Below are 21,658 nucleotides of genomic sequence, written 5' to 3'. Positions count from 1 at the left end.
GGGGCTCCTTGAAGATGGCCTGCCCCTTCAACGCCGGCGCAGCCTGAGCCGTTCCCCGAAAGCGAGATAGAGCCCGGCCGCGACCACGATCGCGGCCCCGGTCAGCGTCCACTGATCGGGCAGATGGCCGAAGATCACGAAGCCGACCGCGGTCGCCCAGATCAGCTGGGTATAGCTGAAGGGCGAGATCAGCGAGGCAGGGGCGAGGCGGAGCGCCGAGATCAGTGCCAGATGCCCCAGGGCGCCGAACAGGCCGAGCAGCGCCATCATCACCCAGGTGCGGGCATCGACCGGCGCCCAATAGAACGGCACCGCGATCGAGGTGAGCGTGAAGCCGAACAGGGCGGCGTAGAACAGCCCGACCAGCGGCCCGTCATAGGGCGAGATCTGGCGGGTGATGATCTGATAGACCGCGAAGCTGAGCGCCATGGCGAAGGCATAGAGAATGCCGGGGTCGAGATTGCCCGGATCGGGGCGCACGGCGATGAGCGCGCCCCCCAGCCCGAGCAGCACCGCCGCCCAGCGCTTCGGGCCGATCGCTTCGCCGAGGAGCGGCCCCGACATCAGGGTCACCATCAGCGGCGCCGTGAAATTCACCGCATAGAGCTGGGTGAGCGGCAGGCGGTGCACGGCCAGATAGGCGAAGACGGTTGACGAGATCAGCAGGGCCGAACGGGCGAGCTGACGGCCGGGCACGCGGGTGGAGATCATCCGCCTGAGCCCGAAAACCGGGATCAGCGGCAGCATCCACAGCAGATGGAAGCCATAGCGCGCCCAGACCAGCTGCGGCACCGGCTGGGTTTCCGAGAGCAGCTTGGCGATGGTGTCCATGGCCACGAACTGGCCCACCGCCACGATCATCAGGCCGATGCCCTTCAGACGGTCAAGCGACGGGTTGGGGGCGAGCGACGGGTTGGAGGCCCCAAGCGACTGCGTTCCGACCGGCTCCGGGCCGGCGGGCGGGGTGGGGGTCGTGGTCATTGTCGGAACCGATCTGGCGCAGGGTCCGCAGTGCGGAGAAAGATGGTCCGCCAAGCTTGCCGGGGATCGGCGGCCAGGTACAGCGCTTCGTCCGCAAGGGTCCATGATCCGGCACCGGACCGGCATCCACCGGTGTTTACGCAGGATCTTCAATCCACGCGCCGACAAAGCCGGACTGGTGCATACTGCATCCCAACCGGTCGCACGGGACGACGACGGCCGGAGAGGGGATGTGATGGGTGATGTGATGGCACATGTGACGAGACGCGTGCGGGCGGGTGTCGCGGCGATCGCCGTGGCGCTGGCTCTGGTGAGCCTGCCGCCGGTGGCGGCCAGGCTGAATGCCGCCGAGGTGCCGGCGGTGAGCTTCACGATCGAGGGCCGGGCGTTTTCGCTGGATCGCGAGGCCCTGCTGAAGCGGCCCGATCTGACCGTGATCGATGTGCCGGACGACGTCTCCTATCACCGGCCCATGCGCTATAAGGCGGTGCCGCTGGCGCCGATCCTGGCCGATCACGGCCTGGCGGCCGACGACCATCTGGAGGTGGCGGCGCTGGACGGTTTCGTGGCCCAGCTGCCGGCGGCCCTGGTGCTGGAAACCCGCCCCGACCGCGCCCGGGCCTGGCTGGCGCTGTCCACGGCGGATGGCCCCACGGCGGATGGCCCCACGGCGGGTGGTGATTGGCCGACCCTGCCCGACAAGGATGCCGATCCGGGCCCGTTCTATGTGGTGTGGACCAATGCGGCGGCGAGCGGGGTGACCCAGGAGCAATGGCCCTATCAGGTGGCGAGCTTCACCGCTACCGTGCCGCTGCTGGACCGCTTCCCGCCGATGCGGGTGGCGGAGACGCTGCCGGCCGATGCGCCGGAGCGGAAGGGCGAGCAGGTCTTCGCGGTGCAGTGCGCCGCCTGCCACAAGATCAACGGTGCCGGCCCGGCCGAGCTGGGCCCCGATCTGAACCTGCCGATGAACCCGACCGAATACTTCCAGCCGGCAGCGCTGAAGAAATTGATCCGCAATACGAAATCGGTGCGCAGCTGGCCGGGATCGGTGATGCCGGCCTTTTCTGCCGACGAGCTGAGCGATGCCGATATCGACCATATCGTGGCCTATCTGACCCATATGGCCGGCCGCAAGGCCGGGCCCGCGAAGTGACCATGGCGGCCGAGGGGCGTGGCGCGCCTGCGCCAACAGGCGTAGGCTGACCCGGCGCGCGGGCGACAGGGACGGCGCCGGAATAACAGTCAGGGGCGGTTGAGGGAATGCAGCTTCGGAACGCAATGCGGGCCCGTCGGATGGTGGCCGGAGCCGCGGTGGCGGCGGCTCTGGTGACGATGGCAACCCTTGCGGCGGCACAGACCGGGCTGCCGCCCCTTTCTGCGGGTGGGGCGTCTTCGGGTGGGGGCGAAACCACGGCCGCGCCCCGCCAGCTGCCGCCGATCCTGTCGGCCGCCCCGGTGCCGGGGCCGGTGAAGACCGGGCCGGATGCGCCGTCGCCCGAAGCCGCGCGCGGCGTGCTGGAGCCGGCGGCGGAGGCGGTGATTTCGGCCGAGATCGCCGGGCGGATCGTCGATCTGCCGGTGACCGAAGGCGCGGACTTTGCCAAAGGCGCCCTGCTGGTGCGGTTCGACTGCACGCTCTACGAGGCCCAGCTGGCCCAGGCCCGTGCCCAGGCGGCGGGGGCCAAGGCCGCACTCGACAACGCCCGCAGCCTGGCGAAGCTTCAGTCGATCGGCGTGCTGGACGTGCAGCTGGCCGAGGCGAAGCTGGCCGAGGCATCGGCCGCCATCCGGCTGAGTTCCGCCACGGTGGAGCGCTGCCGGATCGAGGCGCCCTATGCCGGCCGGGTGGTGCGCCGCCTGGCACAGCCGGCCGAAGGCGTCGCTGCCGGTGACGATCTGCTGGCGATCGTCTCGGACGGGCTGCCACGCATCCGGCTGATCGTACCGTCGACCTGGCTGGCCTGGCTGGTGCCCGACATGCCGTTCGATTTCGCGGTCGATGAGACCGGCGGCACGGTCAAGGCGCAGGTCACCGCCATCGGCGCCCGGGTCGATCAGGTGTCGCAGACCGTGCCGGTGCTGGCGGCGATCCAGGGCCGGCCCGGTGATCTGCTGCCGGGCATGAGCGGCACCGCCCGCTTCGACCCTGCCGCACGGCCTGCGGGCCCCGCCGAACCCGTGCCGCAGGCTAAACCGCAAGGGACGCCGAAATGAACGCCGACCCCCGGCCGCAGCCACCCAAGATCGATCTGCAGAAGCTGGCTGCCGCGGCGGCGAAGCCTGGGGCATCCTCAGCCGGGGCATCCTCGGCGGGGGCGGCAGCGGATCCGGCGCGTGGCCGGTCGGCGATCCTGTTCTCGATCATGCTGTCGCTGGAACGTGCTGCCCGGCGCGCGCCGGATGTGCAGAGCCTGCGCTATGTGATCGTCAACGAAACCCGCCGTCTGCTGCCCTATCGCCAGGCGGCGCTTGCCGAGGGCGCGATCCGCCCGAAACCCGTCGCCCTGTCGGATGTGCCGGGGGTGGAGCGCACGGCGCCCTATGTCACCTGGCTGGAACGGGTGCTGGGCCATCTGGCCGCCGCCCATCGCGACCAGGTGAAGGCGCTGAAGGCGGCGCCGGCGCCTGTACCGGCAGCACAGCCGCTGGCCGGAGCCGCACCGGCGCCGGCACCCGAGGCCGAGCTGCTGAAGCCGCGGCTGGTGACGCCCGCCGATCTGCCGCAGGAACTGGCCGAGGCCTGGCCGGAGCTGGCCGCCCCCCATGCGCTGCTCTGCCCGCTGGCCGATCGCGAGGGCCAGGTGCGCGGCTGGCTGTGGCTGGCCCGCGATACCGGTTTCGCCCCCGCCGATCAGGTGCTGGCTGCCCAGCTGGCCGATGCCTATGCCCATGCCTGGCTGGCGCTGGCCGGCCGCGGTGCCGGTCGGCGGCGGCTGCCGCGGCCGCGCTGGCTGGTGCTGGGGCTGGTGGCGGCCGCCGTTGCCGCCGGCTTCATTCCGGTGCCGCAAAGCGTGCTGGCGCCGGCCGAGGTGTCGGCCAGCGATCCGGCGACCGTCGCCTCGCCGCTGGACGGGGTGGTGCAGGCGATCGAGGTGCAGCCCAACCAGCGGGTCGAGGCCGGCGACCTGCTGCTGACGCTTGATCCGACCAATCTTCAGGCCGAGGTGGCGGTGGCCCGGCGTACGCTGGAAATCGCCGAGGCCGAACTGCGCCGCGCGCGCCAGGGCGCCTTCAACGACCGCGATGCCGGCGCACAGATCGCCCTGCTGGAAGCCCGCGCCCGGCTGCGCCAGGCGGAGCTGGAGTATGCCGAACAGCGCCTGGCCCGGGTGGAGGTGCGTGCCGAACGCCCGGGCATCGTGCTGTTCACCCGTGCCGACGACTGGATCGGTCGGCCGGTGCAGACCGGCCAGCGGATCATGACCATCGCCGATCCGTCCCGGGCCGAGATCCGCGTGGAACTGCCGGTGGGCGAGGCGATCCGGCTGGAGCCGGGCGCGCCGGTGCAGCTGTTCCTGGATGCCCGGCCGCTGGAGCCGGTGGCCGGGCGGATGACCAGCCTGAGCTATACGGCTGAGCAGACCCCGGGCGGCATTCTGGCCTATGAGCTGAAGGCCCGGCTGGACCAGAAGGCGGGGGAGGCCCTGCCCAGGGTGGGGCTGCGCGGCACCGCCAAGGTCTATGGCGCGGATGTGCCGCTCGCCTTCTATCTGTTCCGCAGGCCGCTGGCGGCGCTGCGCCAGCATACCGGGTTCTAGGCCATGGTCGCATCCGTGCAGGGCAGCGCGCCGGGGGGGCCGACCATCTCGTTCGGGGGCGGCGCGGGCGGCCAGCAGCAGGCCAAGCCGGTGCCGCGGCTGCGCGAGGATCTGAAACTGCTGCCGGGCCCCACCGATCTGGACGGCAGCCCCAGCTGGACGATTCTGGATCCGGCACGCGGGCGCTATTACAGCCTGTCGCCCCAGGCGGTGGCGCTGCTGGGCGCCTGGGATCAGGGCATGCCCGACAGGGTTCTGGCCCGGGCCATGGCCGCCTCTCGCCTGCCGCTGGAGCTGAGCGATGTGGACGAGCTGGCCCGTTTCCTGATCGCCAACAATCTGGTCGCGGGCGACGAGCCGGGGATGAGCGGCAGCTATCTTCGCCAGCGCAAGGCCGCGAAGCGCAGCGCCTTTTCCTGGATGCTGCACAATTATCTGTTCGTGCGCGTGCCGCTGGTCCGCCCCGATATGTGGCTGGACGGGCTGACGCCGCTTGGCCGGATGATGTTCTCCAAAGGGGCGGGGCTTACCCTGCTCACTTTGGTCGCCGTCGCGCTTTATCTGGTCGGGCGGCAGTGGGATGTGTTCCTGCACACCTTCACCAGCTTCCTGACGCTTGAAGGGGCGGTGTGGTTCGGCCTGGCGATGGTCGTGGCCAAGGTGCTGCACGAGATGGGCCACGCCCTGGCCGCCAAGCGCTTCGGCTGCCGGGTGCATTCCATGGGCGTCGCCCTGCTGGTGATGATGCCGGTGCTTTATACCGATGTCAGCGACGCCTGGCGGCTGCCGGAACGCCACCGGCGGCTGATCATCGGTGCCGCCGGCATGGCGGTGGAGCTGGGCATCGCCGCAATCGCCACCATTCTTTGGACGATGATGCCCGACGGGCCGGCACGCTCGGCGGTGTTCTTTCTGGCGGCGGTGTCGTGGTTCATGACCCTGCTGGTCAATCTGAATCCGCTGATGCGCTTCGACGGCTATTACCTGCTGTCGGATCTGATCGGCGTGCGCAACCTGCAGGGCCGCGGCTTCGCGCTGGCCCGCTGGCATCTGCGCGAAACCCTGTTCGGCCTGGGGCGCGAGCCGCCGGAAGTGCTGCCGCCGCGCACCCGCCACGCCGTGCTGCTTTATGCCTATGGCGCCTGGATCTGGCGGTTCTTCCTGTTCCTGGGCATCGCCGTGCTGGTCTATCACGCTTTCTTCAAGGTGCTGGGCATCATGCTGGCGGCGGTGGAGGTGTGCTGGTTCCTGGCGATGCCGGCGCTGCGCGAAATCGGCGAATGGTGGAAGGCGAGGGACGAGATGCGGATGAACCGGGCCATGGCCCGCAGCCTGGCGGTGCTGGCGCTGCTGATCGGGCTCGCCTTCGTGCCCTGGCAGGGCGATATCGGCCTGCCGGCGATGCTGGAGGCATCGGCCAGCCCGCGGCTGCATCCGCCGGCGCCGGCACGGGTGGTGGAGGTGCCGGTGGCGGCAGGGGCGCGCGTGACCGCCGGCCAGCCGGTGGTGGTGCTCGACAACCCCGATCTGGACCGGAAGATCGAGATGATCCGCCTGGAGCTGGACGTGACCCAGAGGCTGATCCAGCGCCAGGCCGCCAGCGCCGCCACCGCCGCCGAGGTGGGCGTGCTGGAAGGGCGGCTGGCCGCCCGGCTGGCGGAGCTGGACGGGCTGATGGCAGAGCGCGCCCGGCTGGTGGTGCGCGCGCCGCAGGACGGCATCTTCCGCGACCCGCCGGCCGATCTGATGCCGGGATTGTGGGTGTCCCCCGCACGGGTGCTGGGGCTGGTGGTCGCCGCCGAGGGCGGGCGGATCGAGGCCTATGTCCGGGGCGAGGATCTGCCGCGGCTGCAGGTCGGCGCCCGCGGCCGGTTCGTGACCGACGACCCCGCGCGCGACCCGCTGCCGGTGGTGGTGACGGCCGTGTCCGAAACGGCCGTCGATGCCCTGGATCAGCCGGCCCTGGCCAGCCAGAATGGCGGGCCGATCGCGACCGAGCTGGACCACGAGCGCCGCCCCGTGCCGCGCGGCGCGGTCTATCGGGTGTGGCTGGAACCCGATGCCGGCGCCGGGCTGCCCGCCGGCCAGACGCTGGCCCTGCGGGGCATGGTGCGGATCGACGCACCGGCGGAAAGCTTCGCCGCCAGCCTGTGGCGCCGGGTGATCGCCGTCGCCATCCGCGAAAGCGGCTTCTGATCCGCATATCCGAGGGGCGACGAAAAAAGCGCGGCAGGACGCATGTCCGCCGCGCTCAAGTCGGTGTCGCATCTACACCACACAAGTTCGGGTAAACCTGTACGGTGGGGCCGGCGGCATCGCGTCATGCCCTCCGTCCCATACATCCCCCCGCGCCATCGCACGACCGGGCTGCGACCCCGACTATAGGGTGCCTGCCCGGAGATGTCCATCGCGTTTCGATGGTGTGGGTGATGATGTTCGCGCCCAGGGTGGGGCATGGCGATCCGGGCGGGAGAACCCCGGCGAACCCTGACCGAAAGGGTGGGGCGGGGACGGGTGAATATTGCACCGCATTCACCGGAAGCCGGGCCCGTCCGGCCCTGTCCGGGCGATCGCCCCGGCATTCTGCACCGGTCGGATCGTCGCTTGCGGATGCGGCGTTAACCATGATGTGACGCCGTCCTTTTCCGGATATGTTCCCGTTTTATACGGATCGACTACAACCCTAAGGAGAGTAATTACAACCAGAATTGGAACATATCGGGGATATATCAGGAAAATCAGGCCGGTCGGGGGCTTGCAGCCTGCGGCTGTCGATCACAGTGCGATGATATGTCACTCAGCATCCGGCCGGTTGCGGTGCGGGCGTTTACCTTTTGGAAATGCTGCAATGCAGCATGGCGCCGCGACATGTTTCTTGTTCTTGTGAATTGTGCAGTTTCATGTGAGGTATAGCACACGGGATGTCCGGCGCTTTAAGGAAATTTAAATAAAATGTTCAATGCTTGCCCCCGCTCCGATGCCGATTGCCCCGGAAACACGCCGAAAACGTGTATGATTCTGTGCCTGTACGCGCCTTGTTCCGATGGTTTTGCGGCGCAAGACGAAACCGTTATGTTCTCGTCGGGCAGAGCAGGGCAGGCGGGCGCGCGGCCTGTGCCCGCGCGCCCGCAGGGGCCGGGGGTGACGGTCGGGCAGCGGGTCAGAGGGTGGCGCGGATGATCGCGGTGGCCGCCAGCCAGGGCGCACCCAGCGGCACCGGCACCCCGCCGCCGGCCGGCAGAACCGCCAGCCCGCCCTCGATCGCCGGGGCCAGGAAACGGCCATCGGCGCGGCTGGCATCGGCATAGGCCTGGACCGGAACGGAGACTTCGACGCCCTGATTATCAAAGATCGTGTGGCCATCGCCCGGGATCAGCCCGGTGGCCGGGGTGGTGAACGTCGCCTGCGCGCCGGCGGCCGGCAGCTGAAGCCCGATCTCGCGCAGCGTGATGTCGTGGTCATGGGCGGGCAGCTGGTCGGCGGTCAGCACCAGGGCCTCGGCACCGCCGCTGTCGGCGGGGGCGTAGGCCGCCGTGTCGGGGCCCTGGCCGGCCCCCAGAAACTGCCGGCCGCGGAGGTCGGGCAGGGCGAAATCGGTGACGCCGTCACCGCCGAAACGGCTGCCGATGGCGGCGAACAGCTCGGCCCGAATAAAAGGGGCACGCGGATCGTCTCCGCGTGCCCCCCTGATGCGTCGTCGACGGTGTGGCGCCCGGTCAGCCCCGCGGCGGATAAATGCCATAGAGCGGGGTGATGTATTGCAGCACCGCGAAGGGCTGCATGATCTGGACCGGGACGTTCATGCCCGACGAGCCGACGGCGACCTGGCCGTTCATCTGCACCGGCAGGGTTGCTTCCGGGTCCTGTTTGGCGACGAACAGATTGGCGGGCCGGGTGGGGGAGCCGGGCGCATTGGTCTGCACGAAATTGCCGTTGCTCAGGATGACGTTATTGGCCGGCTCGGACTCGGTCGCGTCGGTGGTGGCGACCGGAATCGCGGCCTGCAGTTCTGCCGTAACGGTATGGGTGTGATGGGCCAGATTGTTGCCGGTCAGCGTAATGGTCTCGGTGCCGCCGGTCTGGCCCAGGGCATAGTTCGACAGGCCGGGCCCCTGGCCCGCACCCAGGGGGGTGCGGCCGATCAGGTTGGGCAGGGCAAAGGTGGTCTGGCCGTCGCCGCCGAAGGTGGTGCCGATCAGGGCGAACAGGGCGTCGTTCTGTGCGATCGACAGCAACTGGCCGGCGCAGAAGGCATAGCCGCGCGGTGCAAAGCTCGGCGCCCAGAGGAACACGGCCCCCAGATAAACTCCGTCCATCGGTTCTCTCCTGTTTTCGCGTCGGGGGCCGGTCAGCTGCGCGGCGGGAAAATGCCGTACATGGCGATGATGATGTTCAGGCCCAGATAAGGCTGGGTGATCGGGGTCTGGGCCGTGTGGCCGGTCACCCCGAAGGTGACGGTGCCGCCGGCCGCCCCCGTCGCCGAGGTGACATCGGCCGGGCCGGCTGCGTAGGCGTTGACCGGGGCAGAAACTTCGACGCCACTATCCTCGTAAGTGGTATGCGCCATGCCGAAGGCGAGCCCTGTGGCCGGCCCGTTGGTGTCGGCCTGGGTGGCGGTGGCCGGCAGGGTGCCGGTGACCGGGCTGACCGCATGGGTATGGGCCGGCATATTGGTCGTCAGCAGGGTGGTCTGGTCGGTGCCGGCGACTTCGCCTTCGACATATCGGGTGCCGGTGGTCGAGCTGCCGGCGGCCAGGCCGGCGCGGCCACGCAGATCGGGCAGGGCGAAGGTCTGGATGCCGTTACCGCCATAGGTGGTGCCGATCAGCGAAAACAGCGCGGTGTTCTGGCTGATCGCGATCAGCTGATTGGCGCAATAGGCCCAGTTGCGGGGGGCGAAATCCGGCGCCCAATGCATGCAGAGTCCGATGAAGGGGGTCATCTTTCCGAAACCTTATGGATGGTGGAAACCATGTGGATGGCGACCGGGCCCCTGGATGGCGACCGGGGCGGTGCCGGCCCGGCGGCGCGGCGGAAACCGGTCAGCTGCGCGGCGGAAAGATGCCCTGCATCGCAAAGATGAAGTTGAGCGCCGTATAGGGCTGCATGATCGAAAAGGGTTGGGAGTTGCCGGTGGGGGTAGCGGTCAGATCCCCCGGCATGGTGACCGGCAGCACGGCATTGGCCTGGGCGGTGGTGAAATTCGACACCGGGTAGGTCCGGGCGGAGGGGCCGCTGCCGATGCGGACCGACCCGGTGGCGAGCACGCCGGTGGCCGGATCGGGCGCCGTGGCCGGGGCGGTCGACAGCGGCAGCACCGGGTGCAGCTGGGGGACGGTGAAATGGGTATGGGCCGGCAGGGTCTGATCGGTCATGGTCTGGGTTTCGCTGCCGGCCGCCTGGCCCAGAGAGACCGGTGACAGGCCCGGGCCGTCGCCGGCACCGACGGGGATGCGGCTGCGCAGGTCGGGCAGGGCGAAGGTGGTGCTGCCGTTGCCGCCATAGGTGGTGCCGATCAGCGCGAACACCGCCTGATTCTGGGCGATCGAGAGGATCTGGCCCTGGCAGAAGGCCCATCCCTTGGGCGCGAAATCCGGCATCCAGGTCACGATGCTGGCGATGAAGGGTGAATCCATATCCGGTCTCCGTCCTCGTCCTGTTCCGTCTTGTTGTCGACATGGCTGTCGTCGCGACGTGGTGATGCGGTCGCCCGGCCGGGCCGCAGCCGGTGGTTTCGGCAGGCGTTGGTATCAGCAGGCCTTGGTATCAGTGGGGGGCGTCAATTGAAGATCGCTTCGTAGTGATTGCCCGGCACCGGCCGCCCGGTCGACGGATCGACCGGTGCGATCACCGGGCAGATGAACATCATCTTCAGCAGCCCCAGCCGGGGATGGGCGATGTCGTAGCTGTTGGCCGGCAGATAGATCTGGGGGGGGCCGCGGAAGATCAGGCTGAAGCCCAGGCGGCGCTGGCCGGTCAACATGGCCTGGATACCGGGCTGGGCGGACACCAGGGTCAGCGGCAGATTGCCCTGGGGCAGGCGCACATGGAATTCGGTGCCGACATGCGGCGCGAAGGTTTCAAAGGTGAAGTTCTCGAACATCCCACATCCCGATGGTTGACCGGCGGCAGACCCGGCGGGATGCAGTCCCACACCAGCCTGGATTGCATGCATCTGCGGCGCATTCCCGCCGTTTCGCTTGGCGGTTGCCGTGCGTGATTAATGTCGCATGGTTTGCGACAGGAGTCTTGCCCGTCATGTGAGGGCGAGGTTAATGGCCGTTGATATAGCTCAAATGCTTGGGATCGTTGAAAAACGCGCCGAATCAATCTTCTGGAGCACTGCTTTGCCGGGCGCACGCCCCGAAAGCCGCTTTTCGGGTCAGTAAGGTTCAGCTAGGTTAACCAAAACCCGACGAAGGTACGCTGCGTCCGGCCGGACGGGTGTATCGTTGCGATATGCGGCACTTCGTGACGAAGAACCGCCGGCGCCGCGGGAATGACAGTCAGACCGGGTGCGGAGATCACGTCGCCCGGTCGTCACGGGGTTTCGGGGGACGGGTATCATGCGCCGCTTTCGTCGTCGGGGAGATCATGCCAGCCGTCACATCACCGGGCCGCGCCGCCCGGGCCGGCGGGGGGCGCTGGCCCAGGCGCTTGAACCACGGATGATGTTCGATGCCGCCGGTGTCGCCACCGCGGCAGAGGCGCTGCAGGATCAGGCGGCCCAGGATGCCGCGCAGGAACTGCACCCCGATACCGCCGGCGACGGCAGTGCGGCCGATACCGGCCATCAGGCCGATGCCCATGACGGTGCCGCCCTGGTGGAAACCGCTGCCCAGGGCGGCGATGACGGATCGGATGTGACGGCGGCCCCCGCCGCGGCGGGTGACCGGCGCGAGGTCGCCTTCATCGACACCCGCGTCACCGACTGGCAGACCCTGGCCGCCGGCCTGGCCCAGGATGTCGAAATCGTGGTGCTGGATGCCGGCCGCGACGGGCTGGAACAGATCGCCGACTGGATGGCCGAACAGTCGGGGGCAGTGGATGCCATCCACATCATTTCGGAAGGCAGCGTCGGCGAAATCTGGCTGGGATCTTCCACCCTTTCGGACAGGAATATCGACGACCGGGCCGGCGACCTGGCGGTGATCGGCGCCGGCCTGGCCGAGGATGGCGACATCCTGCTTTATGGCTGCGACGTGGCCGGCGGCAGCGACGGCCTGGCCTTTCTGGGCCGGCTGGCAGAGCTGACCGGCGCCGATGTCGCCGCCTCGGACGATGCCACCGGCAGCGTCGCCGCCAATGGCGGTGGCCGTTTCGGCGACTGGGATCTGGAAGTGTCGATCGGCCAGGTCGACACCATGATCGCGGTGACGGAAGACACCCGCGCCGGCTATGACGGCCTAATGGCGACCTTCACCGCCGGTACGGCGGCCCAGCTGGAAACCGCGATCACCAATGCCAATGCCGCGGCCGGCACCGATCAGATCGACATCACGGCCAATCTCACGGTCTCCGCCAGCTTCAGCGCCATCACCGACAATGTGCTGATCCGGTCGAACGACACCACCACCCGGGTGCTGGATGCGAGCAGCCTGACCAATGGCAGCGTGTTCACCGTCACGGATGCCACGGTCACCTTTGCGCGGCTGCAGATCGAGAATGCGACCAGGACCTCGGGAGGCGGCGCCGGCATCAATTTCACCGCCTCCGGCTCGGACACGCTGACGCTGACCGACATCACCATGAACAATCTGACGGCTACGGCGGGCGGTGCCGTCTATATGGCCGGCGGCCAGCTGGCGATGACCGGCACCAACAGCTTCGTCGACAACCAGGCGACCAGCGGCGCCGGTGGCGCGATCTATATTTCCGGCGGCAATTTCATCCACACGGTCACCGGCCAGTTCACCACCAACACCGCCACTACGGAAGGTGGCGCGGTCTATCAGACCAGTGCGGCCGGCGCCACGCTGAACGTCACCGACAGCAGTTTCGATCAGAACAGTGCGACGAATGCCGGTGGTGCAATCCGGATTGAGGGAAATACTTCCGGAAATATTACCTTCTCGGTGACCGATAGCAGTTTTACCAACAATACGGCTGCGTCGGGCGGCGCTATCTCTTCGCGAACGGGTGGAGGGGCTACGACGGTTACACGGGCGACCTTCACGAGCAATAGTTCGACCAGCAGCTCTCCCTCTGCCGGAGGTGGGGCTATCGCGCTCGCGGATACGGCGACGGCGTCTGATGCCACTATAAATGACAGTACATTCACGCAGAATACAACCAATAGCAACGCAAACGGCGGCGCTGTCTTCGCAAATGATGGTACAAGAATTTCTCTGGATATCGCCCGCTCGACCTTTGATCGGAACACCGCTGGGATAGGCGGTGCGATCGCGATGCTGGGTACCGACAGCACCACCTCGGTGGTGAACTCTACCTTTTCGGGTAATTCGGCAACTTATGGTGGTGCGATCGAGAATTCCTCGGCGCTCACCGTGGCGCACAGCACCTTCTCGGGCAACAGCGCGAGCGGTGCCCCCTATAACGGCACGATCGATTCCTATGGCGGCTCGGTCAGTGTCAGCCATACGATTCTGGCCAACAACACCGGCAGCGGGGTGAACGTCACCGGCGGCAGTGCGACCAATGTCGGCTGGAACATCTATTTCGGCAACAGCCTTGCTAATAACGGCTGGGATGCGGGTCCCGGTACCGATCTGACCACTGATCCCAATCTGGGGGCGCTGGCGGATAATGGCGGCTATACCCAGACGATGAAGCCGGGCACCGGCAGCTCGGCGATCGATGCCGGCAATGCCTCGATCACCGGCCAGCCCGCCACCGACCAGACCGGCGCCACCCGCATTTCCGGCAGCGCCATCGATATCGGTGCGGTCGAAGCTGTGAACGACACCACCCCGGTGCTGGGCGGCCCGCGGACCGTGAGCTGGACCGAAGGCGACGCGCCGGTCATCCTGCTGCCCGATATCACGGTCGCCGATGACGACGGCGACCTGATCACCTCGGCGCGGGTCTGGATCTCCAACCCGCATGATGGCGATGTGCTCGCGATCACCTCGCCCGGGCCCTACAGTGCCAGCGTGGCGATGGAAGGCGGCCTTCTCGTCCTGACGCTGACCGGCAGCGGCACGGCGGCGCAGATGCAGGCGGCGCTGCGGACGGTCACCTATTCGTCCACCTCCGACGCCCCCACCTGGGGCAATACCGGATCGGCCTATACCCCCGATGCCGCCGGCTCGCGCATCCTCCGCGTCACCGTCACCGATGCCGACGGCGCCACCTCGGACGAGTTGGTCGGCAGCGGCGTCCAGGTTACCAGTGTGGACGACGATCCGCCGGCGATTTCGGCCGACACCTTCGTCTATACCCCGGGTGCCTATGGGACAGACAGCTATGCGTACTTCGCGCCGGACCTGTTCCTCATCGACGACACGACGATGATGAAATCGGTGACGGTGGAGCTGGTCAATCGCCCGGACAGTTCCGCGGAGCGCCCGCGCATTCAGGGAACCTATGCTGGTGTCAGCGTCTCGTATAATAACTACAAGCTTACCTTCACCGGCACCGCATCGCTCAATACGTACCAGAATATTCTCCGCAACATCGAGTACAAGAACACGTCGTCGGGGGCCACTGTCGATACGACCGACCGTATCATCCGCTATACGGTCACCGATGCCAATGATCAGGTCGGCACCTTCGATCTGACGATCGAGATCGACAAGACCCCGACGGTCGCCACCAATACCGGCACCACGGTTGCCGAGGGCGGATCGGGCAGCATCACCACCGCGATGCTGGAAGCCTCCGACGATTACGCCACCGGGGCGGATCTGATCTATACGGTGGCGGCGCTCAGTCATCTGACCGTGTCGCTCAACGGCAGCACGCTGTCGACCAACGGGACCTTTACCCAGCAGGATATCGACGACGGGCTCGTCACCTTCCAGCATGACGGCGGGGAAACTGCCGGCACCCTGACCTTCACGCTGAAGCAGTCGTCCGGAAACTATTCGGACTCGGTGCAGCATACCTTCACCGTCAACACGACGCCGGTGAACGATGCGCCGGTGGTGAACGACACCTCGGCGTCGCCGCTCTTCAGTGCCGGCGGCTCGCCGGTGGCGGTGGCCGAATCCGCAACGATCGTCGACGTCGACTCCGGCAATCTGACCAGCGTGGTCCTGACCCTGACCACCCGCCCGGGCGGGACGTCGGATCGTATCGCCATGTCGACCACGGGGGCGGACGATGCAAGTAACTACGGCATCAACGTCGCCTACAACAACGCCACGGGCACGCTGACCCTTTCGGGCACGGCCTCGGTCGCCCAATATCAGACCGTGCTGCGGGGCGTGGTCTATGCCTATACCGGCGCCACTGCCTCCATGCCCGGCGGCGACCGTGTGGTTTCGATCGTCGCGACGGATGACAGCGGCGACAGTGCGACCCAGGCCAGTGCCGCCTTCGAACGCACGGTCGAGGTCGATGCCCCGCCGAAGGTCGACACCAATACCGGTACGACGCTGGACGAGGGCGGCTCCACCACCATCACCTCGGCGATGCTGTCGTCGTCGGATATGGAAGACGCCGATCCGGCCGATGTCACCTATACCCTGACCACGGCGCCGGCCGCGGGCACGCTGAAGCTCAACGGTACCGCCCTGTCGGTGAATGACACCTTTACCCAGAAGGACATCGACGACGGGTTGCTGACCTACGAGCATGACGGCTCGGAAACCACGTCGGGCAGCTTCGGCTTCTCGGTGAAGGATACGACCAACCACACCGTCAGCAGTCAGACCTTCGCGATCACCGTAACGGCCGTGAACGACGCGCCCGAGATTACGGCGCCCGGGTCGATCGCCGTGACCGAAGACACCGAGACTGCGCTCACCGGCATTTCGATTTCGGATGCCGATGCCGGCACCAGCGATGTGACGGTGACCTTCACGGTGGGTGAGGGGGAGCTGGCCGCGACCAGCACCGCCGATGTCACGGTGGGCGGGACGGCGACCGCGCTGACGCTGACCGGCACGGTGGCCGACATCAATGCGTTCATCGCGGCCAGTGCGCTGACCTTCACGCCCGCCGCCGACGCCACCGGCAACGTGACCCTGACCGTCGATGTCGACGACGGCGGCAATACCGGCTCCGGCGGGGCAAAGACCGACACGGCCACGGTGACGCTGGCGGTCTCTGCGGTGAACGACGCGCCGACCATCGACGGATCGCAGGTCGCGCTGACGACCACCAATGAAAACACCATGTCGACGACCTATTCGGTCAGCGACTGGCTGACCGATGTGAATTATGCCGATCCCGACAGCGGCGCGGTTTCGGGCATCGCGATCACCGGTATCGTCGGCAACGGCGCCTGGCAGTACACGACCGACGGCAACAACTGGTACGGGCTGGGCACGGCGGCATCCGACAGTGCGGCCCTGCTGTTCGCAGCGACCACCCAGTTCCGTTTCGTGCCCGACAACAACCGCGGCGGCCCGGCATCGCTGACCTTCCGGGGCTGGGACCAGACCTCGGGCACGGCCACCAGCGGGTCCACGCTCCAGACGGGGGATGCGTCCAGCACGGGCGGCAGCACCGCCTATTCCGTGGAAGATTCCCGCGCGGCGATGGTCGTCACCCAGATCAACGACGCGCCGACGCTGTCGACCACCGACATCACGCTGGATCCGGTGGATCGCAATGACGTGTCGCCCCCCATCACCGTCAGCGACCTGCTCACCGATGGCGGCTATGGCGATGTCGATGCCAACCCCGAATCGGGTATCGCGATCACCGCGCTGACCGGCACCGGCCGCTGGGAATATTCGACCGACGGCACCAACTGGTATGCGGTCGGCACCGTGTCGGTGAATGCCTCGCTTCTGCTGGCGGCGGATGCCCAGCTCCGCTACGACCCGGCCGGCAACACGGCCGAGACCGCGACCATCTCGTTCCGCGCCTGGGACCAGACGATCGGTACCGCCACCAGCGGTTCCATCCGCGGCACCGCGGACACCACCATCACCGGCAGCTCCAGCGCCTATTCCTCGGCGCTCGCCACCGGCAGCATGGAGGTGACGGTCGTGAACGAGGCACCGGTGCTGACCGTGCCGGGCTCGCTGACCGTGAACGAGGACACCGATCTTCAGATCACCGGCATTTCGATCGCCGACACCGACGATCTCGGCCAGGATTACGTGCTGACGATCACCGCCCCGGGCGGTTCGTTCACCGCCACCGGCACCGCCGACGTCACCGTTGCCGCCGGCGGCCAGACCCTGATCCTCACCGGCAGCCGGGCCGATATCAACGCCTTCATTTCCGGCGGCAATGTGACCTACCGGCCGGGGGTGAACGTCACCGGTACGGTCGATCTCTCGGTCAGCGTCAGCGACCAGGACGCGGCCCTGCCGGGCACCGATGCCGACACGGTGACCGTGACCGTCGATCCGGTCAACGACGCGCCGGATGTCTACACCATCAATGACGGCGTCGATGTGGTTGCCGCGCCCGAGCCGCTTTCCACCCCGACCTGGATGCTGGATGCGCCCGGCGGCGGCCATTATGTGGTCAGCAGCCGCACCACCGGTGGGGATGCGTACCAGAATGTGCTGGTCTATCGCTACAACGCCGATGGCAGCATCGATACCAGCTATGGCACGGATGGTGCGGCCTATTTCGCCGGCACGGTTCCGAACGCGGTGAAGGTGCTGGCCTCGGGTGAACTGATCATTGCCGGCCGTGCGGTTTCCGACAGCTCGCTGGTGGTGACGCGTCTTGCGACCGATGGCAGCGTGGTGTCGGGCTTCCCGATCACCGTCATCCAGGCCTCATCGAGCTTCGGCCCGGTCGATATCGAAATCGACGGCAGCGACCGGATCTATGTCACGGCGACGCTGACGCCCATCTCGGGCGATACCAGCACCGTCGTGTTCCGCTTCACCGCCGACGGCACCGCGGATGGCGTGTTCAATGTCGGCGCCAGCATTCCGGGCAGCGAGCAGGCCCTCGATTCGGTCATCCAGCCCGACGGCAAGGTCGTGACGCTGGCGGCCCAGGGCCGCGATCTGATCGTCTATCGCCACAATGCCGATCGCACGCTGGATACCAGCTTCGGAACCGGCGGTTATCTGATCATCGATACCGATCTCCTCGGCGGCGCTGGCGCCCAGGGGGTCAGCGTGCAGGCCGATGGCAGCATTCTGGTGGCCTCGGCGACCGAGGATTCCGGCTTCCCCGGCCAGCAGGTGCCGGTGATCTGGCGGCTGACCGCCGATGGCGCGCTGGATACCGGCTTTGGTGTGAACGGTGCCGTGACGGGCGAAGCGGCGCACACCGTCTCCTTCGCCTTCGCCCCGGATGGCGGCATCATCGTCGTCGGCACCATCTCCTTCGCCGCGGATATTTCGACGACGGTTCAGCGCTTTACAGCCGATGGCGTGCTCGATGCCGGTTTCGGCCGGGATGGCGGGTTCACGATCGGCGGCACCGAATTCCCGCTCAATCACACCTCGGTCCGGATCGACGCCGACACCGGCGAAATCCTGCTGGGCGGCATCCATTACGACCAGGCATTGCAGCCGGCCGATATCTACTTCGCCCGCTATGACGCGACCGGCCAGCCGGTATTCGATGCCGATCCGGCGGCCTATACCGAAAACGGCGCGCCGGTGGTGATTGCACCGACGATTGCGGTCGACGATGTCGATCTGGGCGATGCCGACACGCTCGACGGTTTCACCGTCAGCCTGACGCGCGACGGCGGTGCCGACGGCCAGGATCAGTTCTCGGCGGCCGATGGCGGCACGCTCGATGCCCTGACCGAGGGCCAGGCCCTGGTCGTCTCGGGCACCACCATCGGCACGGTGGTGACCAACTCGGCCGGCGCGCTGGTGCTGTCGCTCAATGCCGCGGCGACCCGTGCGCTGGTGAACGAGGCGCTGCGCCAGATCGCCTATGCCAATTCCAGCGACGCGCCGCCGGCCTCGGTCGATCTCGTCTGGACGGTGAATGACGGCAATAGCGGCACGCAGGGGACCGGCGGTGCGGCCGAGGGCACGCTGACGACCACCGTCGCCATCACCACCGTCAACGACGCGCCGGTGATCACCGTGCCGGCTGGTGCCACGATCACGGTCACCGAAGACACGGCCACGGCGATCACCGGCATTTCCTTTGCCGACGCCGACGCCGGCAGTGGCACGGTCGAGGTGACGCTGAGCGTCGACAAGGGCACGATCACCGCCACCAGCGGGTCGGGGGTGACGGTCACCGACGGCACCAAGGCAATCATGCTGTCCGGCACGATCGCCGACATCAACGCCTTCATCGCGGCCCAGGGCGTCACCTTCCAGACCGATACCGACGATACCGGCGATGTCACCCTGACCGTCGATATCGACGATCTGGGCAACAGCGGCGGCGCCTCTGAAACCGCCAGCGAGACGGTGACCATCACGGTCGACCCCGTCAATGATGCGCCCGACATCACCACCATGCCCGATGGCATCGTCACCGATGACGGGCCGTCGGATATGGACAGCATCGGCGGGATCGTGGCCCTGCCTGGCGGCGGCTATTATCAGGTCGGTGCCGATACCGATCCCACCTCGGACCTGATCGTGGTTGCGCGTTACGATGCGGATGGCCGGCTCGATACCAGTTTCGGTACGGACGGTATCGTCACCATTGACAGCGGCGGCGAATACACGCCCTCCACGGCCCTGCTGCAGAGCGACGGCAAGCTGCTGATCTCGGGTACGGTCGATACGTCCGGCATCCACGTGGGCGCGATTCTGCGTCTGAATGCCGACGGCACGATGGACAGCAGCTTCGGGGTGGAAGGCGTCGCCCTCCTGAATGACCCCGGTGTGGCGTTCTCGCTGACCAGGATGGCGCTGGACGACACCGGCCGCATCCTGGTGGCGGGCATGAATTTCACCGGCGCCGCCGGCACCACCGATGGCCTGCTGTACCGGCTGCTTGCCGATGGCAGCATCGACACCGCGTTCAACGGCGGTGCGCCGGTTGCGATCGATCTGGGCGGCAACGAGACGCTGCTGAGCGTCGCGGTCCAGGACGACGGCAAGATCGTCGTTGCCGGCGCCAATGACGATGGTGCCATCCTTCAGCGCTACAACGCCGATGGCACGCTGGATACCGGCTTCGGCAGCAGCGGCACCGTCACGATCGACGATCCCGATATCCTGGAGAGCAGCCAGATCGTCCTGCCCCAGTCCACCGGCGGCATGATCGTCGTGAACATGCATGTCGATGCGGATACCGGCCTGCCGGTCACCACGCTTGTGCGCCTGACTGATGACGGGTCGGTGGATGGCAGCTTCGGCAGCGGCGGCAGCCTGGTCTTCACCGGCAATCTGACCACCGATGCGACCCTGCTGGCCGATGGCAGCATGGTCTTCGTCGGCACCCATATGACGATCGACGGGGGCACCCCGTCCGCTACGGCTTCGATCATCAAGATCGGCGCCGACGGACAGCTGGACACCAGCTTCGGGACCAATGGCGAAGTCACCTTCGGCGACGATCTGCGCAGCTTCACGATTTCGTCGCTCACCATCGACGACAATGGTGATCTGCTGCTGGGCGGCAGCTATCTGGGCTGCGGCTGCGGCGGCGACGAGATCTTCGCGGCGCGCTTCACCACCGATGGTACGCCCGTCACCGGCTTCAACATGGATCCGACCCATGTCGAGGATGGCGGCTTCACCGCCATCGATCCCGAGATCGACATTTACGATCCCGAGCTGTGGCTGGTCGACAATCATGATGGCATGGTCATCACCATCACCCGCGATGGCGGGGCCGATGCCGACGATCTGTTCGGGGCGATCAGCGGCGGCACGCTGGGTGATCTGACCGAGGGCGGGGATCTGACGGTCGGTGGCACCGTGATCGGGACCGTCACGACCAATGCCGGCGGGACACTGGTCCTGACGCTCAATGCCAACGCCACCTATGATCTGGTGAACGAAGCGGCGAAGCAGATCGGCTATGCCACGGCGAGCGACACGCCGCCGGCTTCGGTCGATCTGCTCTGGTCGGTCGATGACGGCAATACCGGCGCCCAGGGCTCGGGCGGTGCGCTGACCGGCACGCATGTCACCACCGTGAACATCCAGGCCACGAACGACGCGCCGGTCGTGACCGACCTGTCTGACTCGTCGGTCTATACGGCGGGCGGTGCGGCTGTGGCGGTTGTCGGCTCTGCGGCGCTGAGCGACGTCGATTCGGCCAATCTGACCAGTGTCGTGGTGACCTTCACCACCCGTCCTGGTGGTACGTCTGACTATATGGGCCTGTTCGTGGACGCGGCGAATTACGCCAACGACCACGGCATCAGCTACACCTTCAATGGGGCTGCGGGCACGTACACGCTCTCGGGCACGGCCTCGGTTGCCGACTACCAGACGGTGCTTCAGGGGCTCGCCTTCCTCTATACCGGCGCGTCGTCGACGATGCCGGGCGGCGACCGCGTGGTGTCGATCGTTGCCACCGACGACAGCGGCGATACGGATACGCAGACGAGTGTGGCGTTCGAGCGCACGATCGAGGTCAACGCCGCGCCGAAGGTCGACACGAACACCGGCACGACGGTGGACGAGGGCGGGTCGACCACGATCACCGCGGCGATGCTGTCGTCTTCCGACAGCGAGGATACGGATCCGGCGGACGTCACCTACACGCTGACCACGGCGCCGGCGTCGGGCACGCTGAAGCTGGATGGCACCGCGCTTGAGGTGGGCGATACCTTCACCCAGAAGGATATCGACGACGGGCTTGTGACCTATGATCACGACGGTTCGGAAGGGGCGTCGGGCGGCTTCGGCTTCTCGGTCAAGGACACGACCAATCTG

11 protein-coding genes are annotated in these 21,658 nt (G+C 67.2%); 5 read left to right on the top strand and 6 right to left on the bottom strand.

Annotation, left to right across the window (positions count from 1 at the left end; translation table 11 throughout):
• Positions 1–27 precede the first annotated feature (27 nt).
• Positions 28–981, bottom strand: a complete 954-nt coding sequence (locus CMO28_RS04245) for a DMT family transporter (RefSeq protein ID WP_062769913.1) — start codon at positions 979–981, stop codon at positions 28–30.
• Positions 982–1,216: 235 nt separating this feature from the next.
• On the opposite strand from CMO28_RS04245, the gene CMO28_RS04240 reads away from it, so the two are divergent.
• From CMO28_RS04240 to CMO28_RS04225, 4 genes are all read left to right on the top strand, one after another.
• Complete coding sequence (locus CMO28_RS04240; protein ID WP_296710133.1) at positions 1,217–2,137, top strand: cytochrome c; 921 nt, start codon at positions 1,217–1,219, stop codon at positions 2,135–2,137.
• 107 nt (positions 2,138–2,244) lie between these two features.
• A complete protein-coding gene (locus tag CMO28_RS04235) occupies positions 2,245–3,198 on the top strand; it encodes an efflux RND transporter periplasmic adaptor subunit (protein WP_296710130.1) in 954 nt (317 codons plus the stop codon).
• Positions 3,195–4,742 (top strand): efflux RND transporter periplasmic adaptor subunit, encoded by a 1,548-nt coding sequence (locus CMO28_RS04230; RefSeq protein WP_296710126.1) that lies wholly within the window; start codon positions 3,195–3,197, stop codon positions 4,740–4,742. The genes CMO28_RS04235 and CMO28_RS04230 overlap by 4 nt, the downstream gene beginning before the upstream one ends.
• A 3-nt stretch (positions 4,743–4,745) precedes the next feature.
• Positions 4,746–6,938, top strand: a complete 2,193-nt coding sequence (locus tag CMO28_RS04225; RefSeq protein ID WP_296710123.1) for a site-2 protease family protein — start codon at positions 4,746–4,748, stop codon at positions 6,936–6,938.
• Between the two features lie 964 nt (positions 6,939–7,902).
• Here the strand turns inward: CMO28_RS04225 and CMO28_RS04220 are convergent.
• From CMO28_RS04220 to CMO28_RS04200, 5 genes are all read right to left on the bottom strand, one after another.
• On the bottom strand, positions 7,903–8,484 hold the full coding sequence (locus tag CMO28_RS04220; RefSeq protein WP_296710116.1) for a phage tail protein: 582 nt from the start codon (positions 8,482–8,484) through the stop codon (positions 7,903–7,905).
• On the bottom strand, positions 8,459–9,058 hold the full coding sequence (locus CMO28_RS04215) for a phage tail protein (RefSeq protein ID WP_296710108.1): 600 nt from the start codon (positions 9,056–9,058) through the stop codon (positions 8,459–8,461). The genes CMO28_RS04220 and CMO28_RS04215 overlap by 26 nt, the downstream gene beginning before the upstream one ends.
• A 32-nt stretch (positions 9,059–9,090) precedes the next feature.
• Positions 9,091–9,684, bottom strand: coding sequence for a phage tail protein (locus CMO28_RS04210; protein WP_296710102.1), 594 nt, complete (start codon positions 9,682–9,684; stop codon positions 9,091–9,093).
• 100 nt (positions 9,685–9,784) lie between these two features.
• Positions 9,785–10,378, bottom strand: a complete 594-nt coding sequence (locus tag CMO28_RS04205; protein WP_296710094.1) for a phage tail protein — start codon at positions 10,376–10,378, stop codon at positions 9,785–9,787.
• A gap of 143 nt (positions 10,379–10,521) precedes the next feature.
• A complete protein-coding gene (locus CMO28_RS04200; protein ID WP_062769940.1) occupies positions 10,522–10,845 on the bottom strand; it encodes a DUF6916 family protein in 324 nt (107 codons plus the stop codon).
• 463 nt (positions 10,846–11,308) lie between these two features.
• Between CMO28_RS04200 and CMO28_RS04195 the strand changes: the two genes are divergently transcribed.
• The coding region (locus CMO28_RS04195; protein ID WP_296710084.1) for a cadherin-like domain-containing protein at positions 11,309–21,658 on the top strand (10,350 nt) is incomplete at its 3' end.

The organism is Tistrella sp. (assembly GCF_002684955.1).
GTDB classification, from domain to species: Bacteria; Pseudomonadota; Alphaproteobacteria; order Tistrellales; family Tistrellaceae; genus Tistrella; species Tistrella mobilis.
The sequence above is the reverse complement of the archived record's forward strand: the minus strand, read 5'-3'. Positions and strand labels throughout refer to the sequence as shown.

Bases quoted from the DNA above. Each gene is read 5' to 3' on its own strand.
- CMO28_RS04245 (WP_062769913.1), bottom strand. From the start codon at position 981: ATGACCACGACCCCCACCCCGCCCGCCGGCCCGGAGCCGGTCGGAACG.
- CMO28_RS04240 (WP_296710133.1), top strand. From the start codon at position 1,217: ATGGGTGATGTGATGGCACATGTGACGAGACGCGTGCGGGCGGGTGTC.
- CMO28_RS04235 (WP_296710130.1), top strand. From the start codon at position 2,245: ATGCAGCTTCGGAACGCAATGCGGGCCCGTCGGATGGTGGCCGGAGCC.
- CMO28_RS04230 (WP_296710126.1), top strand. From the start codon at position 3,195: ATGAACGCCGACCCCCGGCCGCAGCCACCCAAGATCGATCTGCAGAAG.
- CMO28_RS04225 (WP_296710123.1), top strand. From the start codon at position 4,746: ATGGTCGCATCCGTGCAGGGCAGCGCGCCGGGGGGGCCGACCATCTCG.
- CMO28_RS04220 (WP_296710116.1), bottom strand. From the start codon at position 8,484: ATGGCATTTATCCGCCGCGGGGCTGACCGGGCGCCACACCGTCGACGA.
- CMO28_RS04215 (WP_296710108.1), bottom strand. From the start codon at position 9,058: ATGGACGGAGTTTATCTGGGGGCCGTGTTCCTCTGGGCGCCGAGCTTT.
- CMO28_RS04210 (WP_296710102.1), bottom strand. From the start codon at position 9,684: ATGACCCCCTTCATCGGACTCTGCATGCATTGGGCGCCGGATTTCGCC.
- CMO28_RS04205 (WP_296710094.1), bottom strand. From the start codon at position 10,378: ATGGATTCACCCTTCATCGCCAGCATCGTGACCTGGATGCCGGATTTC.
- CMO28_RS04200 (WP_062769940.1), bottom strand. From the start codon at position 10,845: ATGTTCGAGAACTTCACCTTTGAAACCTTCGCGCCGCATGTCGGCACC.